A 19,336-nucleotide genomic window follows, 5' to 3' on the forward strand; every position below is an offset into this window, starting at 1 on the left:
ACGAGGGACGCCTTATCTTCCAAAATGGATCCCATTTTGCTGGAATTAGCACCTTGCCAAACGCGGCAGGTTGCCGGAGTTCATCGGGCCAGTCCCTCCCCCGCTCTTGATAAGCGTATGTAATTTATATTGATTAAAATTTTAACACAATTGGCGCTAATGTCAATCCTAGTTTTTCGATAGGAATTTTTTATATACATAGGCAGCTTCGCGATGCTTCCATCCGGTGACGGAAGGAGAGGATTACCGCTTGCGCAGGCTTCCGAGCTCCTCAACAATGGCCTGTATTTCGCTTGGACTGAACGTTTCACGCTTCATGACCATGTCGTAAATGTCTTTCAGTTCGTCATACCATGCCTCGGAAAAATGGGCCGGCTTAATCGCATCAAAATTGAGCACTTTTAATTTTTTCTTCAGCTGTTCAACGATATATTCGACGTTTTCTGCGGACGGTTTCGATAAATCCATGGTTTCGCTCCTTTCGTGGCAGGTTATCATGTATTGTACCACACCGGCGGTGAAAAAGGGGAGAGGCAATATAGTCCGCGCCAGCGTTAGGTGGTAAAATATAGGTGCATGTGCACGAGCTGCTAGAAAGCGGCTATCAAGCGCTTGGATGAAAAGGGAAAACTAATGCCAAGAAAACGGGATGGAAAGGAGTGGCTGCTTCGATGGTCAAAGTGTTGTTTGTTTGCCTCGGCAACATTTGCCGTTCGCCGATGGCGGAAGCGGTATTCCGTCATTTGGTGAACGAACGGGGGCTTGACGGACAGATTGTCGTTGATTCAGCGGGAACGGGCAGCTGGCATGTCGGGGAGCCGCCGCATGAGGGGACAAGGCGGATTTTGAGTGAAAACGACATTGACTATTCCGGCATCCGCGCCCGGCAAGTCGGGCGCCGCGACTTGGAGGAATTTGATTACATCATCGCCATGGACGCCGCCAATTTGAGCGATTTGCGCCGGCTCGCCGGGCCGAATTCGCCGGCGGTGATCGCCCGGCTGCTTGATTTTGTCCCGGATCGGGAAAAAGACGATGTGCCGGATCCGTATTATACCGGGAATTTTGCCGAAGTGTACCGCCTGATTCGCTCCGGCTGCGAGCATTTGCTTGACGCGATCGTCCGCGATCATCGGCTGGCCCCTAGGGAAAGAAAATGATGAAAAAACGGAAAAGGAGGGCGACCTGTGTTGGTGGATATGACGTTCATCCGCGAGTTGGCCCGGCGCTTTACGGAGGATGAAGTTCCGCGGCTGTCGGCGGAATTGGCGTATTACTTTCTGTTGTCGTTGTTTCCGTTTTTATTGTTTTTAATGACGCTGCTGGCTTACTTGCCGATCCCGCACGAAGATGTGCTTATGCTTGTGCGGCAGTATGCGCCGAAAGAAGCGCTTCATCTGATCGAGACGAATGTCCACCGTCTGATGGATGAGCAAAACGGAAAGCTGCTGTCGTTAAGCATTATCGGCGCCATTTGGTCGGCATCGAACGGCATGAGCGCCATTATGCGGGCGTTCAACCGCGCATATGACGTACAAGAGGACCGTCCGTTTTGGGTTGTGCGGGGCCTGTCGATTGTGCTGACGCTCGGGATGATCGCGGTCATTATCGTTATGCTTGTATTGCCGGTATTCGGGCGGATGATCGGGTTGTTTTTGTTTTCCACCCTCGGGTTGTCGCAGCCGTTTTTGACGATATGGAACACATTTCGCTGGGTGACGAGCGTGATCATCTTGTTTGTTGTTTTTACCGCCCTTTATTATTTTGCCCCGAACAAACAGCTGCGTTGCGTCAATGTCGTGCGCGGCGCTTTGTTCGCCACCGCCGGCTGGATTGCGACATCATGGGCGTTTGCCTATTATGTCAACCATTTTGCTGACTATACAGCCATGTACGGAAGTCTCGGCGGGATGATTGTGCTGATGATTTGGTTTTATTTATCGGGCATGATTCTCGTGTTAGGAGGGGAAATGAACGCCATTTTCGATTGTGAACGTGAAGGAAGAAAGCGGCTCCGTTGATGTGCATAAATGCTCCGCAAACCGGATAACGTAACGATGCGGGGGATTTTGATACAGGGGGGATTGCGATGACGAAGCACACGAAAAAAGACGGGGGTACGAAGCAAAAAGGGAAAAACAGGCCGAAACATAAAACGAGCGGCAGCGCCAACGGCCAAAACGGCTATCATTAGAAAAGGTGTCCCAATGCGGGACACCTTTTTCGCTGGGGCGGTCAGCGAACGGCGCTTTACTCCACAATTTCTTCATGATGGTGGTAATACCGCTCGTAAATGTACTCGATCTCGGCGTCAGTCATGCAGGCGAGCTCTTCCCGCGACAACCCCCGCACTTTTTCGATAAACTCGATCATGTTTTTCCGTTCTGCTCTGCTCATCATCGCCACTCCTTTTTCTGTTTTAAAACAGTAACTTGTTATCTTGTTTTTATTATATAACAGTAAAAATAAAATGGTCAATGATTTTTTTAAAAAAAAACAAAAAATAAAAAAGCGGTCAAGCCGCTTTTTCCTGTTCCTGCCGTCCGGCAAGGCAGACGGCGGGGATGAGAAGAACAGCGGTGACCGTCAGAAAAAAGGCGTTCGTTGCCGCATCGACGGCGCTTCCGGCAAGGGGCGGGCCCACCATGCTGCCGAGGCTGTACAGCATTCCGCACAACAAGTTGCCGGTCGGGAGGAGCGCTTTCGGCAACAAGTCGGTCATATAGGCAATGCCAAGGGAGAAAAGGGAGCCAGTAAACATGCCGGCGGCAAACAGACAGGCAGCGAGCCCGACAGTGGACGCACCGACCGTGAGCGCGGCCAAAAAACAGCTGGCGCCGGCCAGCAAGGCAAAACGAATTACCGCCCGCCGCCCGAACCGGTCGCTGAGCGCCCCGAGCGGGAGCTGAAAGACGATGCCGCCTAACGAGAAAAACGGCAAAATGAAGGCGATCTGTTCGGCGCTCATCTGCTTGCGCAAGGCATACAGCGGGAACACGGAATGAAGGGACGCTTCCAAAAAGCCGTAGGCAAGCGGCAGCAAGAGCGCTGGCCATGCATGTTTCCATGCACCGACCCACCGGCCGGCGGCTGAGGAAGAGCGTTCAAACGGCTTCGGTTTTTCTTTTGGCAGCCAAAAGACGGCCACCCACCCGCTGAAACTGAGGAGAGCGGCCAAATAAAACGGCCACGCCTCATTGATCGAGGCGAGCGAAGCGAGAAGCGGGCCGGCTGTAAAACCAAGGCCGAATGCCAAACCATACAGTGACAGACGCCGCCCGCGCTTAGCCGGCAGCGAAAGGTCGGTGATCCATGTCTGAGTCGCGAAATGAAGCATATGGTCGCCGACGCCGATCAAAAAACGGAGAGCCAGCCAAATAAAAAATGAAGAAAAAAGTGGAAAAAGAGTAAGCGAACATATTACAATAGAACCACCAAGGAGAATGATGGGTCGATACCCATACTTCCCCAACGGCCGCTCCAGAAACGGTGAAATGGCCAGCACGCCGATATATAGAGCAGCAGCATGCACCCCGTTGACGGACGAAGGGACGCCGTGTTCATCAAGCAACATGGCTAACAGCGGAAGCAACATTCCTTGGGACAAGCCAGAGATGGCCACGACCGCAGTTAAAATGGCGAAACGCATCGTCATATCCTCACTTCTTTAAATTGGCCAGCCCGCGAACAAACAGAATCCGTCTTTTCACGGCGGAACGGCTGGCCCGTATTCCATCGTACATACAAGCAACGATCAATGCAACGAAAAAATGTTGATGGGAAAGGTGGAAGAAACACAAATGAACAGGTTGTTTGCCTGGATGGCATGGATCGGCGTGCCGGTGTCAGTAATCGGCGGCTTTCTTCACTGGCCGACCGTCTTGATGTTTGGGCTGTATTGTTTGACGATCATTGCGCTCGCCAGCTATATGGGGCGGGCGACAGAGAGTTTGGCCATCGTCGCCGGACCGCGCATCGGCGGGCTGTTAAACGCCACCTTTGGCAATGCGGTCGAGTTGATCATCTCGATTTTTGCCTTGCAAGCCGGACTCGTGGATGTCGTGCTCGCCTCCTTGACCGGCTCGGTGCTGGGAAATTTGCTGTTGGTTGCCGGGTTATCGTTTTTTGTCGGCGGTTTGAAATATAAACGGCAAGAATTCAATATTTATGACGCCCGCCATAACGCCGGGCTGCTGACGTTTGCCATTTTCGTCGCGTTTGTCATTCCGGAAGTGTTTACAATGCAAATGGACGGCGGCGAACGGCTTGCGTTGAGCGTCGGCATTTCGATTATTATGATTTTGCTTTACATCGCTGCCCTTTACTTCCGGCTTGTCACCCACCGCGGCGTATACCAGCATAAATCGGACGAAGCGGAAGAACATGAGGAGCCGGAATGGGGAAAAGGAAAAGCGACCGCCATTTTGGCACTGGCTACGCTCGCGGTTGCCTACTTGTCAGAGCGGCTCGTCCATACGTTCGAAACCGTGGCGGAGTCGTTTGGCTGGAGCGAGCTGTTTATCGGGATCATCATCGTCGCCATCGTCGGCAATGCGGCGGAGCATGCTTCGGCTGTCATGATGGCATACAAAAATAAAATGAACGTCGCCGTCGAGATCGCCGTCGGCTCGACCTTGCAAATCGCCATGTTCGTCGCGCCGGTGCTTGTGCTCGTTTCGCTTTTGTTTCCGGAAAAAATGCCGCTTGTCTTTTCACTTCCCGAACTCGTCGCGATGGCCGCTTCGGTGCTCTTGATGATCGTATTGTCCAACGACGGCGATACGAACTGGTTTGAAGGGGCGACGCTGCTGGCGGCCTATATCATTATGGGCATTGGTTTTTATTTGCTTTGACGGATTCACCCGGGCGGTTGGCGCTCGGGTTTTTTGGACAGAGGCACGGCGCCGGGACGGAAGAAATTTTCACTGTCACGGATAAACGGTGCGTTTTGACGGAAAATAACAGTGAATATGAGATAGAAAGGAGCGAATGCGATGAAAAAATGGGCGGTTTCGCTGTTTGCGAGCGCACTGCTTCTGTATGCGGCAGCGTTCCCGGCATTGGCAGCTTCTGGAAAGCCGGCGCCCGGTGCGGTGATCGATATCTCGAAAGAGAACACATACCCGAATCCAACGCAAGACTTGCCGCATCTAGAGCCAAGCTCGTTTACGAAACAGCTGCTGAAATCGGCCAATGTGAACATTGAGAATCCTGAATTGGTTCATCTCTTTAATGAATCTTCGGCAACGAACGCGCCGTGGGCCATCGGCTACCGGGCGACGATTTATTTAGGCCAATGGCCGCTCAACTACCAATCGCTCGAAACATCAACAAATTGGGAGTATCAAAAGGTCAATACGAATTTTCTCGACAACCGCGGCGGCGACACAGCACAAAAACTGTATTACAAACAGGAAATGCAAAAATACGTCCGTGGCGGCTTGACGGTGAAAGTGCCGAATGAAGACGCCGTCAAACGGATGATGTTGAACAAGGCCATGGAAAAAACAAATTTACCGCTCGCTTTCAGCACCGTTGTCGGTCTTGGCACGAAAAAGGATCAGCCGTACAACGTGCCGGCGAAAAAAATGGGCTATTTGTATGCGTATGCTCCGGCTGTGAATGAAAAAGGGAAAGTGACGTACGGGGAAGTGTATATCGTCTTGAAAGGAAACAAAAAGAAAATCGTCGTCAAAAACGTGACGACAAGAGGGGTCGGGGCATGGATTCCGGTGCAAGACCGGCTGTATATGTCCTATGTCGTCAGCGAGCAGCCGCGATAAAAGAGTCGGGCCCAAAAAGCAGGCGCGTTTTGGGCCTCCTCTTTTTTATGCGTATGGCTGATGATGCACTTGCCTCTGCGGCGTTGCTGTTTATCGGGCGATGCGCGCCGCCCGTTTTGTAAAATCGACGCCGCGGTAATACGTCTGCTTGACGAGCACATTGGGCCCTAAGCAGCGCGCGGCCGGGCAGTGGCAAAGAAGTTCATTGGCGAGTTTCGAGCGCCGCCATCGGTTATACACATCCGGCAATGAATCGCGGACGATGTTGCCAAGCGGCGGTTCATCGCCGAAATCGGTGACGATGACATCGCCGGTGAAAATGTTGACATTAAGCCGCGAACGGCCGTCAGGGTCGTTGCGGACGGTGACGTTTTTGCTTTCATACAGCCGCTTTAATAGGCGAAGATCGTCTTCATTGTCGCTGCACGGGTAAAATGGCAGCGTGCCAAACAACATCCAGACGTTTTCATCGCGAATGTCAAGCAAATGGTGGATCGCCGCGCGCAGCTCATCGAGACTTAGCGTCTCTAAGGCGCTGGCAAAATCGCTTGGGTACATCGGGTGAATTTCATGGCGCCGGCAGCCCATTTCCTCAACGACTTGGCGATGGATCGTTTCCAAATGGCGGACGGTCCGTTTGTTTAACATCGTTTCCGCCGATACCATCACGCCGGCATTGGCCAGCGCTTTTGCATTGTCAAGCATGCGCTGGAAGTATTTCTCGCGTTGGGCGCGCGTCGGTTTCCGCTCCATCATAGCGAATCCACCGTCGATGAAATCGTCGATTGACCCCCAGTTGTGGGAGATATGGAGCACATCCAAATACGGAATCACTTTTTCGTAGCGGGACAAGTCAAGCGTCAAATTCGAATTCAGCTGCGTTCGCACCCCGCGCTCATGTGCATAGCGGAGAAGCGGAACGACGTATTGTTCAACCGATTTTAATGACAGCATCGGCTCGCCGCCGGTGATGCTTAATGAGCGTAAATGCGGAATTTCTTCAAGCCGGCGGAGCAACAACTCAAGCGGCAGCGCCTCGGGATCTTTCGCTGTCAACGTATAGCCGACGGCGCAATGTTCACAGCGCATATTGCAAAGCGTCGTTGTCGTAAACTCGACGTTCGTCAGTTCCAACTTTCCATACTCTTCTAGATCAACGTACGCCTCCCACGGATCGTACGCCGGCGTAATGGCCGGCATGGCGGATGAACGCATCGCTTTCTCCTCTCTCTATAAAAAAGTTCCATCGTTCATTATTAGCCGCCTTAGCAGCCCTTGTCAATCGTTTTAGCTGTTTTGCCTCTACCCCATTCGTATGATGAGAAAGGAGCCATCATGAGATGGAAAAGAAAGATTTTTTACACAACAGCGAGAAACGGAGTATAATAGAAAAAGATAAGGACAACTGCCTATGCACGATGAACAGGGGAAGGGGCGTTTAGACAAATGGAAAAGTTCCAGCAAAGCATGTACGACTTGATCGTCGAGACGTCGACGAAGCTGCCGAAGGACGTCCGTCGAGCGATCGCTCGGGCGAAAGCGCGCGAAAACGCCGGCACGCGGGCGGCGATGGCATTGGATACAATCGTTGGCAACATTCAAATGGCGGACGAAAACGTATCGCCGATTTGCCAAGATACGGGCTTGCCGACGTTTAAAATCAAAGTGCCGGTCGGCGTCAACCAAATCGAAATGAAAAAAGCGATCCGGGCTGCCATTGTCGAAGCGACGAAAAATGGCAAACTGCGCCCGAACTCGGTCGATTCGCTCACCGGCAAAAACAGCGGCGATAACTTAGGGGAAGGCGTGCCGGTCATTAAATTTGAACAGTGGGAAAACGATTACATTGACGTTCGCCTTATTTTAAAAGGCGGCGGCTGTGAAAACAAAAACATCCAATACAGCCTGCCGTGTGAACTCGAAGGGCTCGGCCGCGCCGGCCGCGATTTGGACGGCATCCGCAAATGCATTTTGCATGCGGTGTATCAGGCGCAAGGGCAAGGGTGCAGCGCCGGCTTCATCGGCGTCGGCATCGGCGGCGACCGCTCATCCGGCTATGAGCTCGCCAAAGAACAGCTGTTCCGTCCGGTTGATGACGTCAACCCGATTGAAGAATTGCGCCAGCTGGAAGAATACATTATGGAAAACGCCAACAAGCTCGGCATCGGCACGATGGGCTTTGGCGGCGAATCGACGCTGCTTGGCTGTAAAATCGGCGTCATGCATCGCATCCCGGCGAGCTTCTTCGTCTCCGTCGCCTACAACTGCTGGGCGTTCCGGCGCATGGGCGTGAAAATCGATCCGGCCACCGGTGAGATCATCGAATGGCTGTACCAAGACGGCGAAGACGTCGATTTTGCAAAAGAGTTGGAAAAAGCGGAAGCGGCCGCGGCGCTTGAACAAGGAGAGGCGCGCGTCATCGATCTCGTTCCGCCGCTGTCGGAAGAACAAGTGCGGAAGCTCCGCGTCGGCGACGTCGTCCGCATCAGCGGCGTCATTTACACCGGCCGCGACGCCATTCATAAATATTTGATGGATCACGATGCCCCCGTCGATTTGAACGGGCAAATCATTTACCATTGCGGCCCGGTCATGCTAAAAGACGAAGACGGCCGCTGGCACGCCAAAGCCGCCGGCCCGACGACCAGCATCCGCGAAGAGCCGTATCAAGGCGACATTATGAAAAAATTCGGCGTCCGCGCTGTCATCGGCAAAGGCGGCATGGGCGCAAAGACGCTGCAAGCGTTAAAAGAACACGGCGGCGTGTACTTAAACGCCATCGGCGGCGCGGCCCAATATTATGCGGACTGTATCAAATCAGTCGAAGGCGTGGATCTCATGGAATTTGGCATTCCAGAAGCCATGTGGCATTTGCGTGTTGAAAACTTCACCGCCGTCGTTACGATGGACTCGCACGGCAACAGCTTGCATGAAGATGTAGAAAAATCATCGTTGGAAAAACTGGCCCAATTCAAAGAACCGGTGTTCAAGTAAACGTGAAGAAACGATTGGCAGCGTGACTCCCCAAAAGCATCCGCTTTTGGGGTCTTTTTTTGCAAAAAATGGCGTGCGTAAAGCAGCTGAGGGCGAAAACAATAAAAAAGAGGAAAAGACGGCGGCCAAGGAGGAACCAGGCATGAGATGGCTTATTTCTCTCGTTTTAGCGATTGCGCTTTTTCCCGCTTCTGCGTTTGCCGCAAGCAATCAAGCGATCCATTGGGGATTCAAGCGGAGCGAAAACCACGAGCCCCCGTCGGCGGGAAAAGAGCTCGATGAGCTGCTTGCCAAATATGACGCGTTTTATTTAGGCGATACGAGTGAAAAAACGATTTACTTGACGTTTGACAACGGCTATGAAAACGGCTATACGGCGCAAATTTTGGACATCTTGAAAGAAAAACATGTGCCGGCCGCCTTTTTTGTCACCGGCCATTATTTGCAAACCGCGCCCGATTTAGTCAAACGGATGGCGGCGGAAGGACATATCATCGGCAACCATTCGTGGCACCATCCCGATTTAACGACCGCCAGCGATGAGCGGGTGCGCGAAGAGTTGGAAAAAGTCAAGGAAAAGACAGAAGAGCTGACCGGGCAAAAAGGGATGATGTACCTTCGCCCGCCGCGCGGCATTTTCAGCGAACGGACGTTATCTCTCGCCCGCGAGCTCGGCTATTACCACGTCTTTTGGTCGCTGGCGTTCGTCGACTGGCAAACCGACCGTCAGCGCGGCTGGCAATATGCCTATGACCAAATCATGAAACAAATTCACCCAGGCGCGATTTTGTTGCTGCACTCCGTATCGAAAGACAACGCCGACGCGCTGCCGAAGGTGATCGACGACTTGCGCAAACAAGGGTATACGTTTGCCAGCTTAGATGAATTGATGGCGAAAAAGATGGGACTCCATCCGTGGCTGTTTCGCCCATAAGCGGTTTCGTTTGAAAAATGGCCCCACCCGTGAGCCGCTTGGTTCAGCGGGTCTTTTTCGTTATAATGAGGATACGGACGAAAGAAACAGGTGAATGCGATGTGGACAAAAACAGTGACGGTGCCGGCGCCGTACGATTTCGCCCACGCCCTTGAGCGGCTTTCGCTCGACCCGCTGTTGGCCGTGGATCGGGAACGGCAGCGCATCACCGTGCCGCTCGCCCTCGACGGCTGTTTCGTGCCCGTAACGGTGGAAGGCGTCGGCACAAAAGATGACCCGAGATTTGTCGTTTCAGCTCCTTTTCCCGAGCGGCAAGACGAGGTGATGGAGCGGATTTCGCATCTGTTTCAATGGCGGACGCCGCTCGGGCCCATTTACGAGCATTTCCGCCGCACTGACCTGGCGCCGCTGTTTGCCGAGTATGAGGGGCTGCCGCTTGTGCTCGATTTTGACTTGTATTTTTGCCTAATGAAATGTTTGATCCACCAGCAGCTTCATCTTAAAGTCGGTTACCGGCTCACAGAGCGGTTTGTGAAAGCGTTTGGCGAGGAGCGGGACGGCGTTTGGTTTTACCCGCGCCCGGAAGAAGTGGCCGCCCGTTCGTACGATGACTTGCGCGCCTTGCAGCTGAGCGGGCGGAAAGCGGAATATATCGTCGATGTGTCGCGTCTCATCGCTGACGGAAAGCTGCGGCTTGATGAACTCGAGCAGATGGAAGACGGCGAGGTGATGGAGAGGTTGACCGCCGTGCGCGGCATCGGTCCGTGGACCGTGCAAAACTTCCTTCTCTTTGGCCTTGGCCGTCCAAACGTCTTCCCGCCGGCGGATATCGGTTTGCAGCGGGCGGTTGAAAAACAATTCGGGCTTCCGAAGCGGCCGACCGCAAAAGAGATGGCGGCGCTCGGCGAGCGGTGGAAACCGTACGCCAGCTATGCGGCGCTTTATTTGTGGCGAAGCATTGAATGAGAGGGACCGATATGGCAAAGCAACAAACGAACATCAAAATCAAAAAAGGCGACCAATTTCCTGTGACCATTCAACGGATCGGCATTAACGGCGAAGGGGTCGGCTATTTCCAAAAACAAGTCGTCTTCGTCCCCGGCGCGTTGCCGGGGGAAGAAGTCGTCGTCGAAGCGACGGACATCCATCCAACCTACGCCGAGGCGAAAATCAAGCGCATCCGCAAGCGCTCGCCAAACCGTATCAAGCCGCCATGCCCGCTCTATGACCAGTGCGGCGGCTGCCAGCTCCAGCACTTATCGTACGAAGCGCAGCTTGAAGCCAAACGCGACATCGTCATCCAAGCATTGCGCCGCCACGCCCGCCGCCTCGATGTCGACAAACTTGACATCCGCCCGACGATCGGCATGGCCGACCCGTGGCAATACCGAAACAAAAGCCAATTTCAAGTCGGGATGAAAAGAGGGAAGGTGCTCGCCGGGCTGTACGGCCTTGACTCCCACCGACTCGTCGACCTATCGGAATGCCGCATCCAGCATCCGCAAACGACGCGCGTGACGAACATCGTGAAAACGATTTTGCAAGACTTGCGCATCCCGATTTACAACGAGCGGACGAGAACGGGCGTCGTGCGGACGATCGTCGTCCGTGTCGGCTTCCATACGGGCGACATCCAGCTTGTGCTGGTGACAGCGACAAAAGACATTCCGCGCAAACAGCTGCTCATTGACGAAATTCGCCGCCGCCTTCCGGAAGTGAAATCAATCGTGCAAAACATCAACGGCGAAAAAACGTCGCTCATTTTTGGCAACGAAACCGAAGTGCTCGCCGGCGACGAGTACATTCAAGAAACGCTCGGCGACTTGTCATTTGAACTGTCGGCGCGCGCCTTTTTCCAGCTTAACCCGATCCAAACGGTCAAGCTGTACGACGAAGTGAAAAAAGCGGCCGCCCTCACCGGAACGGAGCGGATCGTTGACGCCTACTGCGGCGTCGGCACGATCGGGCTGTGGCTCGCCCGCGATGCGAAAGAAGTGCGCGGCATGGATACGATCCCCGAAGCGATTGAAGACGCCAAGAAAAACGCGGACAAACATGGCTTTACGAACACGCACTATGTCGTCGGCAAAGCGGAATATTGGCTGCCAAAATGGGTGAACGAAGGCTGGAAGCCGGACGTCATCATCGTCGACCCGCCCCGCGTCGGCTGCGACCGGGCGTTGCTTGAAACGATTCTCCACGTCCGCCCGAAAACGGTCGTCTACGTCTCGTGCAACCCATCGAGCCTCGCCCGCGATCTCGATGCCTTGGCCGCACAATACCGCGTCGACTACATCCAGCCGGTCGACATGTTTCCGCACACGGCGCATGTAGAAAGTGTAGCTCGATTAGTATTAAAGTTGTAAACACAAAATAAACTCGTTCCACTGAAAACATAACCGTTCATCACGAGAAAGAAAGTTGAGTATTGGAAGATGTTTGTTGGAAAAGGAAAACGCCCTCTTTCGTTCCAACGGATGTTCATGAAATCAATGAAAAAGGAGCGAATCGATGATGAGTGTGTTCTCTCGCTTGAAAACGATCATTGAAGCCGATCTCCATGAATGGCTTGACGAAAAAGAAAAGAAAAACCCGATCGCGCTTCTCAATCACTATTTGCGCCAATGTGAACAGGAAGTCGAACGGGTGCGGCAGCTGCTTGAGCGCCAGTATGCGCTGAAAGAGCAATTTGCCCGCGAACATCGCGAAGCCGAACAGATGGCGGAAAAACGAAGCAAGCAGGCGGAGGTGGCGGCGCAAGCGCGGTGCATGGAGAATGTGCGAGGTCGAACGCGATTCATTTTTGGATCAGGAATAGCTGCTCTGTGAACGTGAAAACCGCTCCGTTTGCTCGGCGTAAAGCGAAGACCAAGAAGAATGATAAAACGGGAGCGGTTTTCGTTTGCGGTGGATCGGGACATTTGGGTTGATCGGCGAAAGAGGAGTTACGCTTGCTTGGCCAATTGGCGAAGTTTTCGGTCGTGATGGAGCACTTTCGTTGTCAACACTTCGACCGAGGTTTGTGTGTCTGTCAGTTCTTCTTCTAAGCGGTCGATTCGCTCATTCAGTTGTTGGTTTATCTGATGCATTTCTTCGCGAAGGGCGTCGATTTTGGCCTCAAGCCGAGTTTCAACAGCGTGGATTTCCGACCGCAGCTGCTGCCCCATTTCTTGCATCTCGCTGCGGAGTTGTTGCCCCATTTCTTGCATCTCATTGCGCAGCTGTTGTCCCATTTCCTGCATCTCGCCGCGGAGTCGTTGCTCCATTGTTTGCATTTCATGGTGAAGTCGCTGTTCCATCGTTTGCATTTCATGATGCAGTCGTTGCTCCATTTCCTGCATTTTCGAGCCGATTTTGTCAGAATGCTGTTCGAGCGCGTGGAGCACGGCTTGAATGATCGTGTTCTCTTCCATTTGTTTCACCTCCTTATGGCCATTATAGGAGAAACGGAACGGGGAAGGAAAGAGAAAAGATGGCGGTTTTCGTCGAAGGAAGGCAAGCGGTTTTGGTTGAAGACAGCACATTTTCGATTTATGATGCCGGCTGTCTTGCTGTACAATAAAACGTAAAAGAACAGGCGTTGGCCGCAAAGGAGATGACGATGTTGGACGCAGGATGGAAGTTCGACAACAGTTATGCAAGGCTGCCGGAGCGCTTTTTCAGCCGTGTTCTCCCCACGCCGGTGCGCGCGCCGAAGCTCGCGGTGTTGAATCGTCCGCTGGCCGCGGAGCTTGGGTTGAATGAGGAAGCGTTGCGAAGCGAAGAGGGAGTGGCGGTGTTCGCCGGAAACCAAATTCCGAACGGGGCGGAGCCGCTGGCGCAGGCGTATGCGGGGCATCAGTTCGGGTACTTTACGATGCTTGGCGATGGACGGGCGGTGCTGCTTGGCGAGCACATCACGCCAAGCGGGGAGCGGGTGGACATTCAGCTGAAAGGTTCGGGCCGGACGCCGTATTCGCGCGGCGGCGATGGGCGGGCGGCGCTTGGGCCGATGCTGCGGGAGTACATCGTGAGCGAGGCGATGCACGCGCTTGGCATCCCGACGACGCGAAGTCTGGCGGTCGTCACCACGGGAGAGACGATTGTGAGGGAGACGGAATTGCCTGGGGCGGTGTTGGCCCGCGTCGCCTCAAGTCATTTGCGCGTCGGGACGTTCCAATACGCGGCGCAATGGGGGACGAAAGAAGAGCTGCGCGCGTTGGCTGACTACGCGCTCTGGCGCCATTTACCCGGTTTTGAGGAAGCTGAGAACCGCTATTTGTTTTTGCTTGAACAAGTGATCGAACGGCAAGCGGCATTGATCGCGAAATGGCAGCTCGTTGGTTTCGTCCACGGGGTGATGAACACCGACAATATGACGATCAGCGGGGAAACGATCGACTACGGGCCGTGTGCATTCATGGATACGTATGACCCCGCGACGGTGTTCAGCTCGATTGATACGCAAGGACGGTATGCATACGGAAACCAGCCGTATATCGGGGGCTGGAATTTGGTAAGGTTTGCGGAAAGCTTGTTGCCGCTGTTCGATGCCGATGAAGACAAAGCGATTGCGCTTGCTCAAGAGGCGCTTGATGAGTATCCGAAGCAGTACCATCGCCATTGGCTTTCCGGAATGCGGGCGAAGCTCGGCCTTGCCGAGGAGCAGGAAGGGGATCAGGAGCTGATTGCGGATTTATTGCGGCTGATGGAACAATACCGCGCTGATTATACGAACACGTTCCGGGCGTTGACGTTAGGTGAGTATACGGGAATGGCGCTCTTTGACGCTTCGGAGTTCCGCGAGTGGCATGAGCGCTGGCAAACAAGGCTCAGCCAAGAATCGGCGTCAAGGGAAGAAGCGTATGAGCGGATGCGCCGCCATAATCCGGCTGTCATTCCGCGCAACCATCGGGTTGAAGAGGCGTTGGCCGCCGCGGTCGATGACGGCGATTACAGCGTGATGAATCGTCTCCTTCAAGCTCTTTCCGACCCGTACGCCTACTCGCGGGAGCAAGAGAAATACGCGGAACTGCCGCCGCCGTCCGACCGCCCGTATCGGACGTTTTGCGGGACGTGATGAAGGAGGGCTTTACGGCCATACCCGTCAAGTTAGCGGTATAAAATTTTTTAGGATGATACGCATGTTCGAAAAATCAATCAAAGGATGAAGAGAAAACCAAATGCTGGGCATGCCATTGGCATTTATATCCATAACCCACACTACCATATCCCCAAAAAAATAATCCTTTCCAACGCTGATTTTCGTTAGAAAGGATACCATGTTTTTGGCGCTGAAAAAAGATCAAATTCTTAACTTGATGGCTATGGTTAGCCGCCCTCTCCTACTCGATGGATGTCTGCCTTTGATGATGTTGCCTATTCCCCAGTGCACAATCGAATCCTTTCTGTGCGGCATCGCGTCAGCGATTGGAAAGCAATGTTTTCAAACAGAAGCGTTTCATTCAACACAATTTAGGACGATGACGTATTTCAGCGCTATGCCATTGAAATGGTCATACGTTATCATTAAAATTTGGAGCATAAGAATTCAAAGTACAATGAGGTGAATGGTATGCCTTCTCTTCCGGAAGAGTTGAAAGATCTAGAATCCAAACTGCAACATACATTAAGAAAATTAGAGTCAATTCAAAAAGCGTTGGATGAATCGACGATTGTTGTGATTACCGACCAGACGGGAAAAATTACATATGTGAATGAGGCTTTCTGCCGCATCTCACAATATAGCCGTGAGGAACTGATTGGAAACACCCATCGCATTGTCAATTCGGGATACCATAGCCGAGAATTTTTTAAACATATGTGGAAAACCATCGGGACAGGGAAGATATGGAGGGGAGAGATCAAAAATAAAGCGAAAGACGGGAGTTACTACTGGGTTCAGTCTACCATTGTCCCCTTTTTGGATGAACGAGGAAAGCCGTATCAATACGTGTCGATTCGAACGGATATTACCCGTTTGAAACAGTATGAAGAGCAAATCAAATATATGGCCAACCATGATGATTTGACGGGCCTTCCCAATCGCCGTTTTTTAAGAGAGCAGTTTTCTAAATTGCTGAAAGAGACGAAAGAGGAGGAACGACTGCTGGCCGTTTATTTTATTGATTTAGCGCGGTTTAAAAACATTAATGATTCATTGGGGCATTCGGTGGGAGACGAAGTGTTGAAACAAATGGCTGATCGTTTTCAAACAGTATTAGATCAAAAGCTGTTTTTGACTCGCGTGGGCGGTGATGAGTTTGTCGCTGTGGCGCCGCGGGTGAATTATCAGTCTATCCTTGCGTATGTGCGGACAATCCAACAAATGTTGGCCCGACCATTGGAGATTGAAGGAAGAGAGTTTATTCTCTCCGCCAATATCGGAATCAGCGTTTTTCCTTTTGATGGAGAAGATTTAAACACGTTGCTCGGCAATGCGGACATGGCCCTGTATCATGCGAAAGAGGAAGGAAAATTTTATCAATTTTATCATCGAACGATCAATCAGCGCTTAATTAGGGAAACGATATTAGAAAGCCATTTGCATCGTGCTATCGAAAGAGATGAATTTATTCTGTATTATCAGCCGCAGTACGATTTGTTCACTGGGGAACTGATTCGCCTAGAAGCGCTGATTCGTTGGTATAATTCAGAGCTTGGATGGATCCGCCCGGATCAGTTTATTCCTTTAGCTGAAAAAATAGGATTGATGCCAAAACTCGATGAGTGGGTGCTGTCTACGGCATGCCGGCACAGGAAAATGTGGAAACAAAGAGGGGGGGTCGAAGCGGATTTATCCATCAACCTGTCTGCTTCCCATTTCCAAATACCAGGCATGGCTAAACGGCTCCTTTCCATTATTGAAAGCAATGGAGATGATCCATGTCGATGGGAATTTGAAGTGACTGAACATATTATGATGCAAGATAGTGCGGTCGTGTACGAAAACATAAGCCAGTTAAAAGAGGCAGGCGTTAAACTGGCGATTGATGATTTTGGCGTAGGATATAGTTCATTAGGATATATAAAGAAGTTAAAAGTGGACCGTTTAAAAATCGATCGTTCGTTTATCAAAAACTTACCGCAATCCGCTGATGACCAAGCCATTGTGGCTGCTGTGATCACGATGGCTCATCAATTGTCGATCGATGTCGTTGCAGAAGGAATTGAAAATGAGAAGCAAATTCAAATATTAAAGGAAATGGGGTGCAACGGAGGGCAAGGGTATTTTTGGAGGCAACCTGTGTCGGAAACGGAGATTGGATCGTTGTTGCAATGCAATGAGTGAACAGTTCAAAATGGCAATATAGGTTGTCTTGCCATACTCGGGTATGTTGAGGCAACGAATGAAGAGGAAAAGGAGCTGGTTTCATGGAAACGCTCAGACAACGGCTGCGATCCATTGATCAAAAGGGATATAAAGCGTATAAAACGATCGAAGGGACGTATTCGTTTCCATTGTTTACGCTCGCGATTGACCACGTGCAGGGCGATCCGTTCGCTGAGCCGTCCAAGGTCCGCGTGATCATACCGCGGGCGAAAACGGCGTTGGCAGCGGAGTGGATGAATACGAAACCGCGCCGCATCCGCTGTGAAGATGTGCTGGCGCGCCGCGTCCATCATGAATTGCGGCAATGGCCGCTGCGGGCGCGCGGATCGGGAAAAAGCGGGCTCGTCTTGATCGATGCCCCAGAGCAGAAGGTGCTCGAGCGGACAGCAGTGCAAGTGACGGACGAGACGGTCACTGTCTGTTTGTCGGTCGGGTTGCCGGCGAACGGGCGGCGCATTTTGGCGAAAGAAGCCGAGGCCATCTTTTTCGAGCAAATTCCATCCGTCATCGAGCGGGCGGTGTACGGCCTTCGGGAGGAGGATATTCGTGCGGCAGTCGAGCTTGCCGATCAGCAGCACGCCATTCGCCGCTATTTGCGTGAACACGGATTGGTGGCGTTTGTCGCGAACGGTGCGGTTTTGCCGCGGGAGAGCGGAGTGAGCGACAAGCCGCTGCAACGTGGAGCGGTGCCGTTTCAAAGCCCGCCGGAGCTGGAGATCGCGATCCCCGTTCCGCATCGCGCTGAACCGATCAAAGGCATGGGCATCCGCAAAGGGATTACGCTGATTGTCGGCGGCGGCTACCACGGCAAATCGACGCTGCTGCAGGCGCTGGAGCACGGCGTGTATGATCATGTCGCCGGCGACGGGCGGGAGTTTGTCATCACAGACAGCGGGGCGGTGAAAATTCGCGCCGAAGACGGCCGGAGCGTCGCCAGTGTTGACATTTCCCCGCTCATTGGCACGCTGCCGTATGGAAAAGAGACGAAACAGTTTTCGACGGAAAACGCGAGCGGCAGCACCTCACAGGCCGCGAGCATGATCGAAATGATTGAAGCGGGGGCATCGGCGTTTTTGATTGATGAAGATACGAGCGCGACGAATTTGCTCATCCGAGATGGACGCATGCAGGCGCTCGTGGCGAAAGATGCCGAACCTATCACGCCGTATATCGACAAGGCGCGTCAACTATTTCGCGATTACGGCATTTCGACCGTTCTTGTCGTCGGCGGATTGGGGGATTACTTGGATATCGCGGATTGCGTGATCAAAATGGAGCAGTACGTCCCGTTTGATGTGACGGCAGAGGCAAAACAAATCGCCTTGCAGATGCCGTCGGGACGGAAAGCGGAAGGCGGCGAGTCGTTCGGCTGCATTCATGAGCGCATTCCGCTGCCTGGGAGTTTAAACAGCCAAAAAGGAAAAAAAGAAAAAGCGGTCGCGCGCGGACGGCACGTCATTCAGTACGGGCAAACCGATCTATTGCTTTATGCGCTTGAGCAGCTGGTCGATGACAGCCAAACGCGGGCGATTGTCGCGGCGCTGCTGTATATGGAACGAAAAGGATGGTTCGACGGAAAGAAAACCGTCCGCCAACTGCTCGATGCGATCGAAGAACAATGGGATCGCCAAGGCTTGGGCTCCGTTTCGTTCCGAAAAGGGCATCCGGGTGAACTTGCCCGCCCGCGCCGATTCGAGCTGGCGGCGGCGCTCAATCGGCTGCGGACGCTCCGTTGCCGCCAACGCTGAACCATTGCGGGCGGAAGCGGATTGAACCCGCTTTCGCTTTTCGTTTCCGTTGATTTTGTCTAGCGTCCCCTTTCGATTATCGTTATAATTATGTTTATCAGTGCAATGAAACGGCTGGCGGCGGGGAGGCCGCGGTTTGGCTGAAGGGGGATCGAGGCATGGGCAAATCAAAAGGTTCGATTGAATCGGAAATCAGCAAAGCATTGACAAAATGGGAAAAAGATTTTCTTGGCCGCGGTTCGGTATCGGTGAAAACCGATATTTTGCGCGATATGATCATCGTTTCGTTGCACGGCATCCTGACGCCCGCCGAGTACGCGCTTTGCGAATCAAAAGAAGGAATGTTATCGGTAAAGCGGTCGCGGACGAGTTTAGTGGAGTCTGGAGTCGATGACTTGAAAGAAATGATTTTTGAAATCACCGGCGAGAAGGTGAAGAGCTTCCATACGGATTTAAGCACCCGAACGGGCGAGCGGATTATCGTCTTCAAGCTGTTCAACGATTTAGAAAAGCAGCTTGCAAAATAAATTCATGGATGAAATGTTGACAAAGTTGTTGTATAATT

At 52.6% G+C, this 19,336-nt stretch carries 17 protein-coding genes, 1 pseudogene and 1 riboswitch; of the genes and pseudogenes, 13 read left to right on the forward strand and 5 right to left on the reverse strand.

Going from position 1 to position 19,336, the window contains the following annotated elements:
* Positions 1-9 precede the first annotated feature (9 nt).
* Positions 10-116, reverse strand: a riboswitch (SAM riboswitch).
* A 127-nt stretch (positions 117-243) separates the two neighbouring features.
* On the reverse strand, positions 244-468 hold the full coding sequence (locus CV945_RS10690; protein ID WP_033013939.1) for a DUF1128 domain-containing protein: 225 nt from the start codon (positions 466-468) through the stop codon (positions 244-246).
* A gap of 203 nt (positions 469-671) precedes the next feature.
* Between CV945_RS10690 and CV945_RS10695 the strand changes: the two genes are divergently transcribed.
* Positions 672-1,160 (forward strand): low molecular weight protein-tyrosine-phosphatase, encoded by a 489-nt coding sequence (locus tag CV945_RS10695; RefSeq protein ID WP_033009583.1) that lies wholly within the window; start codon positions 672-674, stop codon positions 1,158-1,160.
* A 39-nt stretch (positions 1,161-1,199) separates the two neighbouring features.
* A complete protein-coding gene (locus CV945_RS10700) occupies positions 1,200-2,021 on the forward strand; it encodes a YihY/virulence factor BrkB family protein (protein ID WP_276521832.1) in 822 nt (273 codons plus the stop codon).
* 229 nt (positions 2,022-2,250) lie between these two features.
* On the opposite strand, the gene CV945_RS10705 is transcribed toward CV945_RS10700, so the two are convergent.
* Positions 2,251-2,397 (reverse strand): BH0509 family protein, encoded by a 147-nt coding sequence (locus CV945_RS10705; protein WP_033008327.1) that lies wholly within the window; start codon positions 2,395-2,397, stop codon positions 2,251-2,253.
* A gap of 118 nt (positions 2,398-2,515) precedes the next feature.
* A complete protein-coding gene (locus CV945_RS10710) occupies positions 2,516-3,649 on the reverse strand; it encodes an MFS transporter (protein WP_100659751.1) in 1,134 nt (377 codons plus the stop codon).
* Between the two features lie 151 nt (positions 3,650-3,800).
* Between CV945_RS10710 and cax the strand changes: the two genes are divergently transcribed.
* Both cax and CV945_RS10720 read left to right on the forward strand, forming a co-directional pair.
* Positions 3,801-4,853, forward strand: a complete 1,053-nt coding sequence (gene cax, locus CV945_RS10715; RefSeq protein ID WP_033013951.1) for a calcium/proton exchanger — start codon at positions 3,801-3,803, stop codon at positions 4,851-4,853.
* A gap of 141 nt (positions 4,854-4,994) precedes the next feature.
* Positions 4,995-5,783 (forward strand): YfkD famly protein, encoded by a 789-nt coding sequence (locus tag CV945_RS10720; RefSeq protein WP_047817777.1) that lies wholly within the window; start codon positions 4,995-4,997, stop codon positions 5,781-5,783.
* 90 nt (positions 5,784-5,873) lie between these two features.
* Here CV945_RS10720 and yfkAB read toward each other — a convergent pair whose 3' ends face one another.
* The gene (gene yfkAB / locus CV945_RS10725; RefSeq protein ID WP_094239570.1) at positions 5,874-6,998 is read right to left on the reverse strand and encodes a radical SAM/CxCxxxxC motif protein YfkAB; all 1,125 of its coding nucleotides are present in this window, start codon (positions 6,996-6,998) and stop codon (positions 5,874-5,876) included.
* A 231-nt stretch (positions 6,999-7,229) separates the two neighbouring features.
* Between yfkAB and CV945_RS10730 the strand changes: the two genes are divergently transcribed.
* From CV945_RS10730 to CV945_RS10750, 5 genes and pseudogenes are all read left to right on the forward strand, one after another.
* Entirely contained in the window at positions 7,230-8,777 is a 1,548-nt protein-coding gene (locus CV945_RS10730; RefSeq protein WP_094239571.1) for a fumarate hydratase, read from the forward strand.
* Between the two features lie 142 nt (positions 8,778-8,919).
* Complete coding sequence (pdaA, locus tag CV945_RS10735) at positions 8,920-9,711, forward strand: delta-lactam-biosynthetic de-N-acetylase (RefSeq protein ID WP_050368757.1); 792 nt, start codon at positions 8,920-8,922, stop codon at positions 9,709-9,711.
* 99 nt (positions 9,712-9,810) lie between these two features.
* Positions 9,811-10,677 carry a DNA-3-methyladenine glycosylase family protein gene (locus tag CV945_RS10740; RefSeq protein ID WP_100659736.1) on the forward strand — a complete coding sequence of 289 codons (867 nt, stop codon included), beginning with the start codon at positions 9,811-9,813 and terminating at the stop codon, positions 10,675-10,677.
* Positions 10,674-12,077, forward strand: coding sequence for a 23S rRNA (uracil(1939)-C(5))-methyltransferase RlmD (rlmD, locus tag CV945_RS10745; protein ID WP_100659737.1), 1,404 nt, complete (start codon positions 10,674-10,676; stop codon positions 12,075-12,077). The genes CV945_RS10740 and rlmD overlap by 4 nt, the downstream gene beginning before the upstream one ends.
* A 148-nt stretch (positions 12,078-12,225) precedes the next feature.
* Positions 12,226-12,486: pseudogene (locus CV945_RS10750) on the forward strand (PspA/IM30 family protein); the annotation flags it as partial.
* Between the two features lie 170 nt (positions 12,487-12,656).
* On the opposite strand, the gene CV945_RS10755 reads toward CV945_RS10750, so the two are convergent.
* Positions 12,657-13,124, reverse strand: a complete 468-nt coding sequence (locus CV945_RS10755) for a hypothetical protein (protein WP_050368217.1) — start codon at positions 13,122-13,124, stop codon at positions 12,657-12,659.
* Positions 13,125-13,312: 188 nt separating this feature from the next.
* Here CV945_RS10755 and CV945_RS10760 point away from each other — a divergent pair, with 188 nt between their 5' ends.
* From CV945_RS10760 to CV945_RS10780, 4 genes are all read left to right on the forward strand, one after another.
* A complete protein-coding gene (locus CV945_RS10760) occupies positions 13,313-14,770 on the forward strand; it encodes a protein adenylyltransferase SelO (protein WP_050368218.1) in 1,458 nt (485 codons plus the stop codon).
* A 495-nt stretch (positions 14,771-15,265) separates the two neighbouring features.
* Positions 15,266-16,981, forward strand: a complete 1,716-nt coding sequence (locus CV945_RS10770) for a putative bifunctional diguanylate cyclase/phosphodiesterase (protein WP_063211288.1) — start codon at positions 15,266-15,268, stop codon at positions 16,979-16,981.
* 83 nt (positions 16,982-17,064) lie between these two features.
* The gene (locus CV945_RS10775; protein ID WP_050368221.1) at positions 17,065-18,771 is read left to right on the forward strand and encodes an ABC-ATPase domain-containing protein; all 1,707 of its coding nucleotides are present in this window, start codon (positions 17,065-17,067) and stop codon (positions 18,769-18,771) included.
* A 158-nt stretch (positions 18,772-18,929) separates the two neighbouring features.
* A complete protein-coding gene (locus CV945_RS10780; protein ID WP_020754892.1) occupies positions 18,930-19,298 on the forward strand; it encodes a Na-translocating system protein MpsC family protein in 369 nt (122 codons plus the stop codon).
* Positions 19,299-19,336 lie beyond the last annotated feature (38 nt).

The organism is Geobacillus sp. Manikaran-105 (assembly GCF_002809955.1).
In the GTDB taxonomy this organism is placed as follows: Bacteria; Bacillota; Bacilli; order Bacillales; family Anoxybacillaceae; genus Geobacillus; species Geobacillus thermophilus.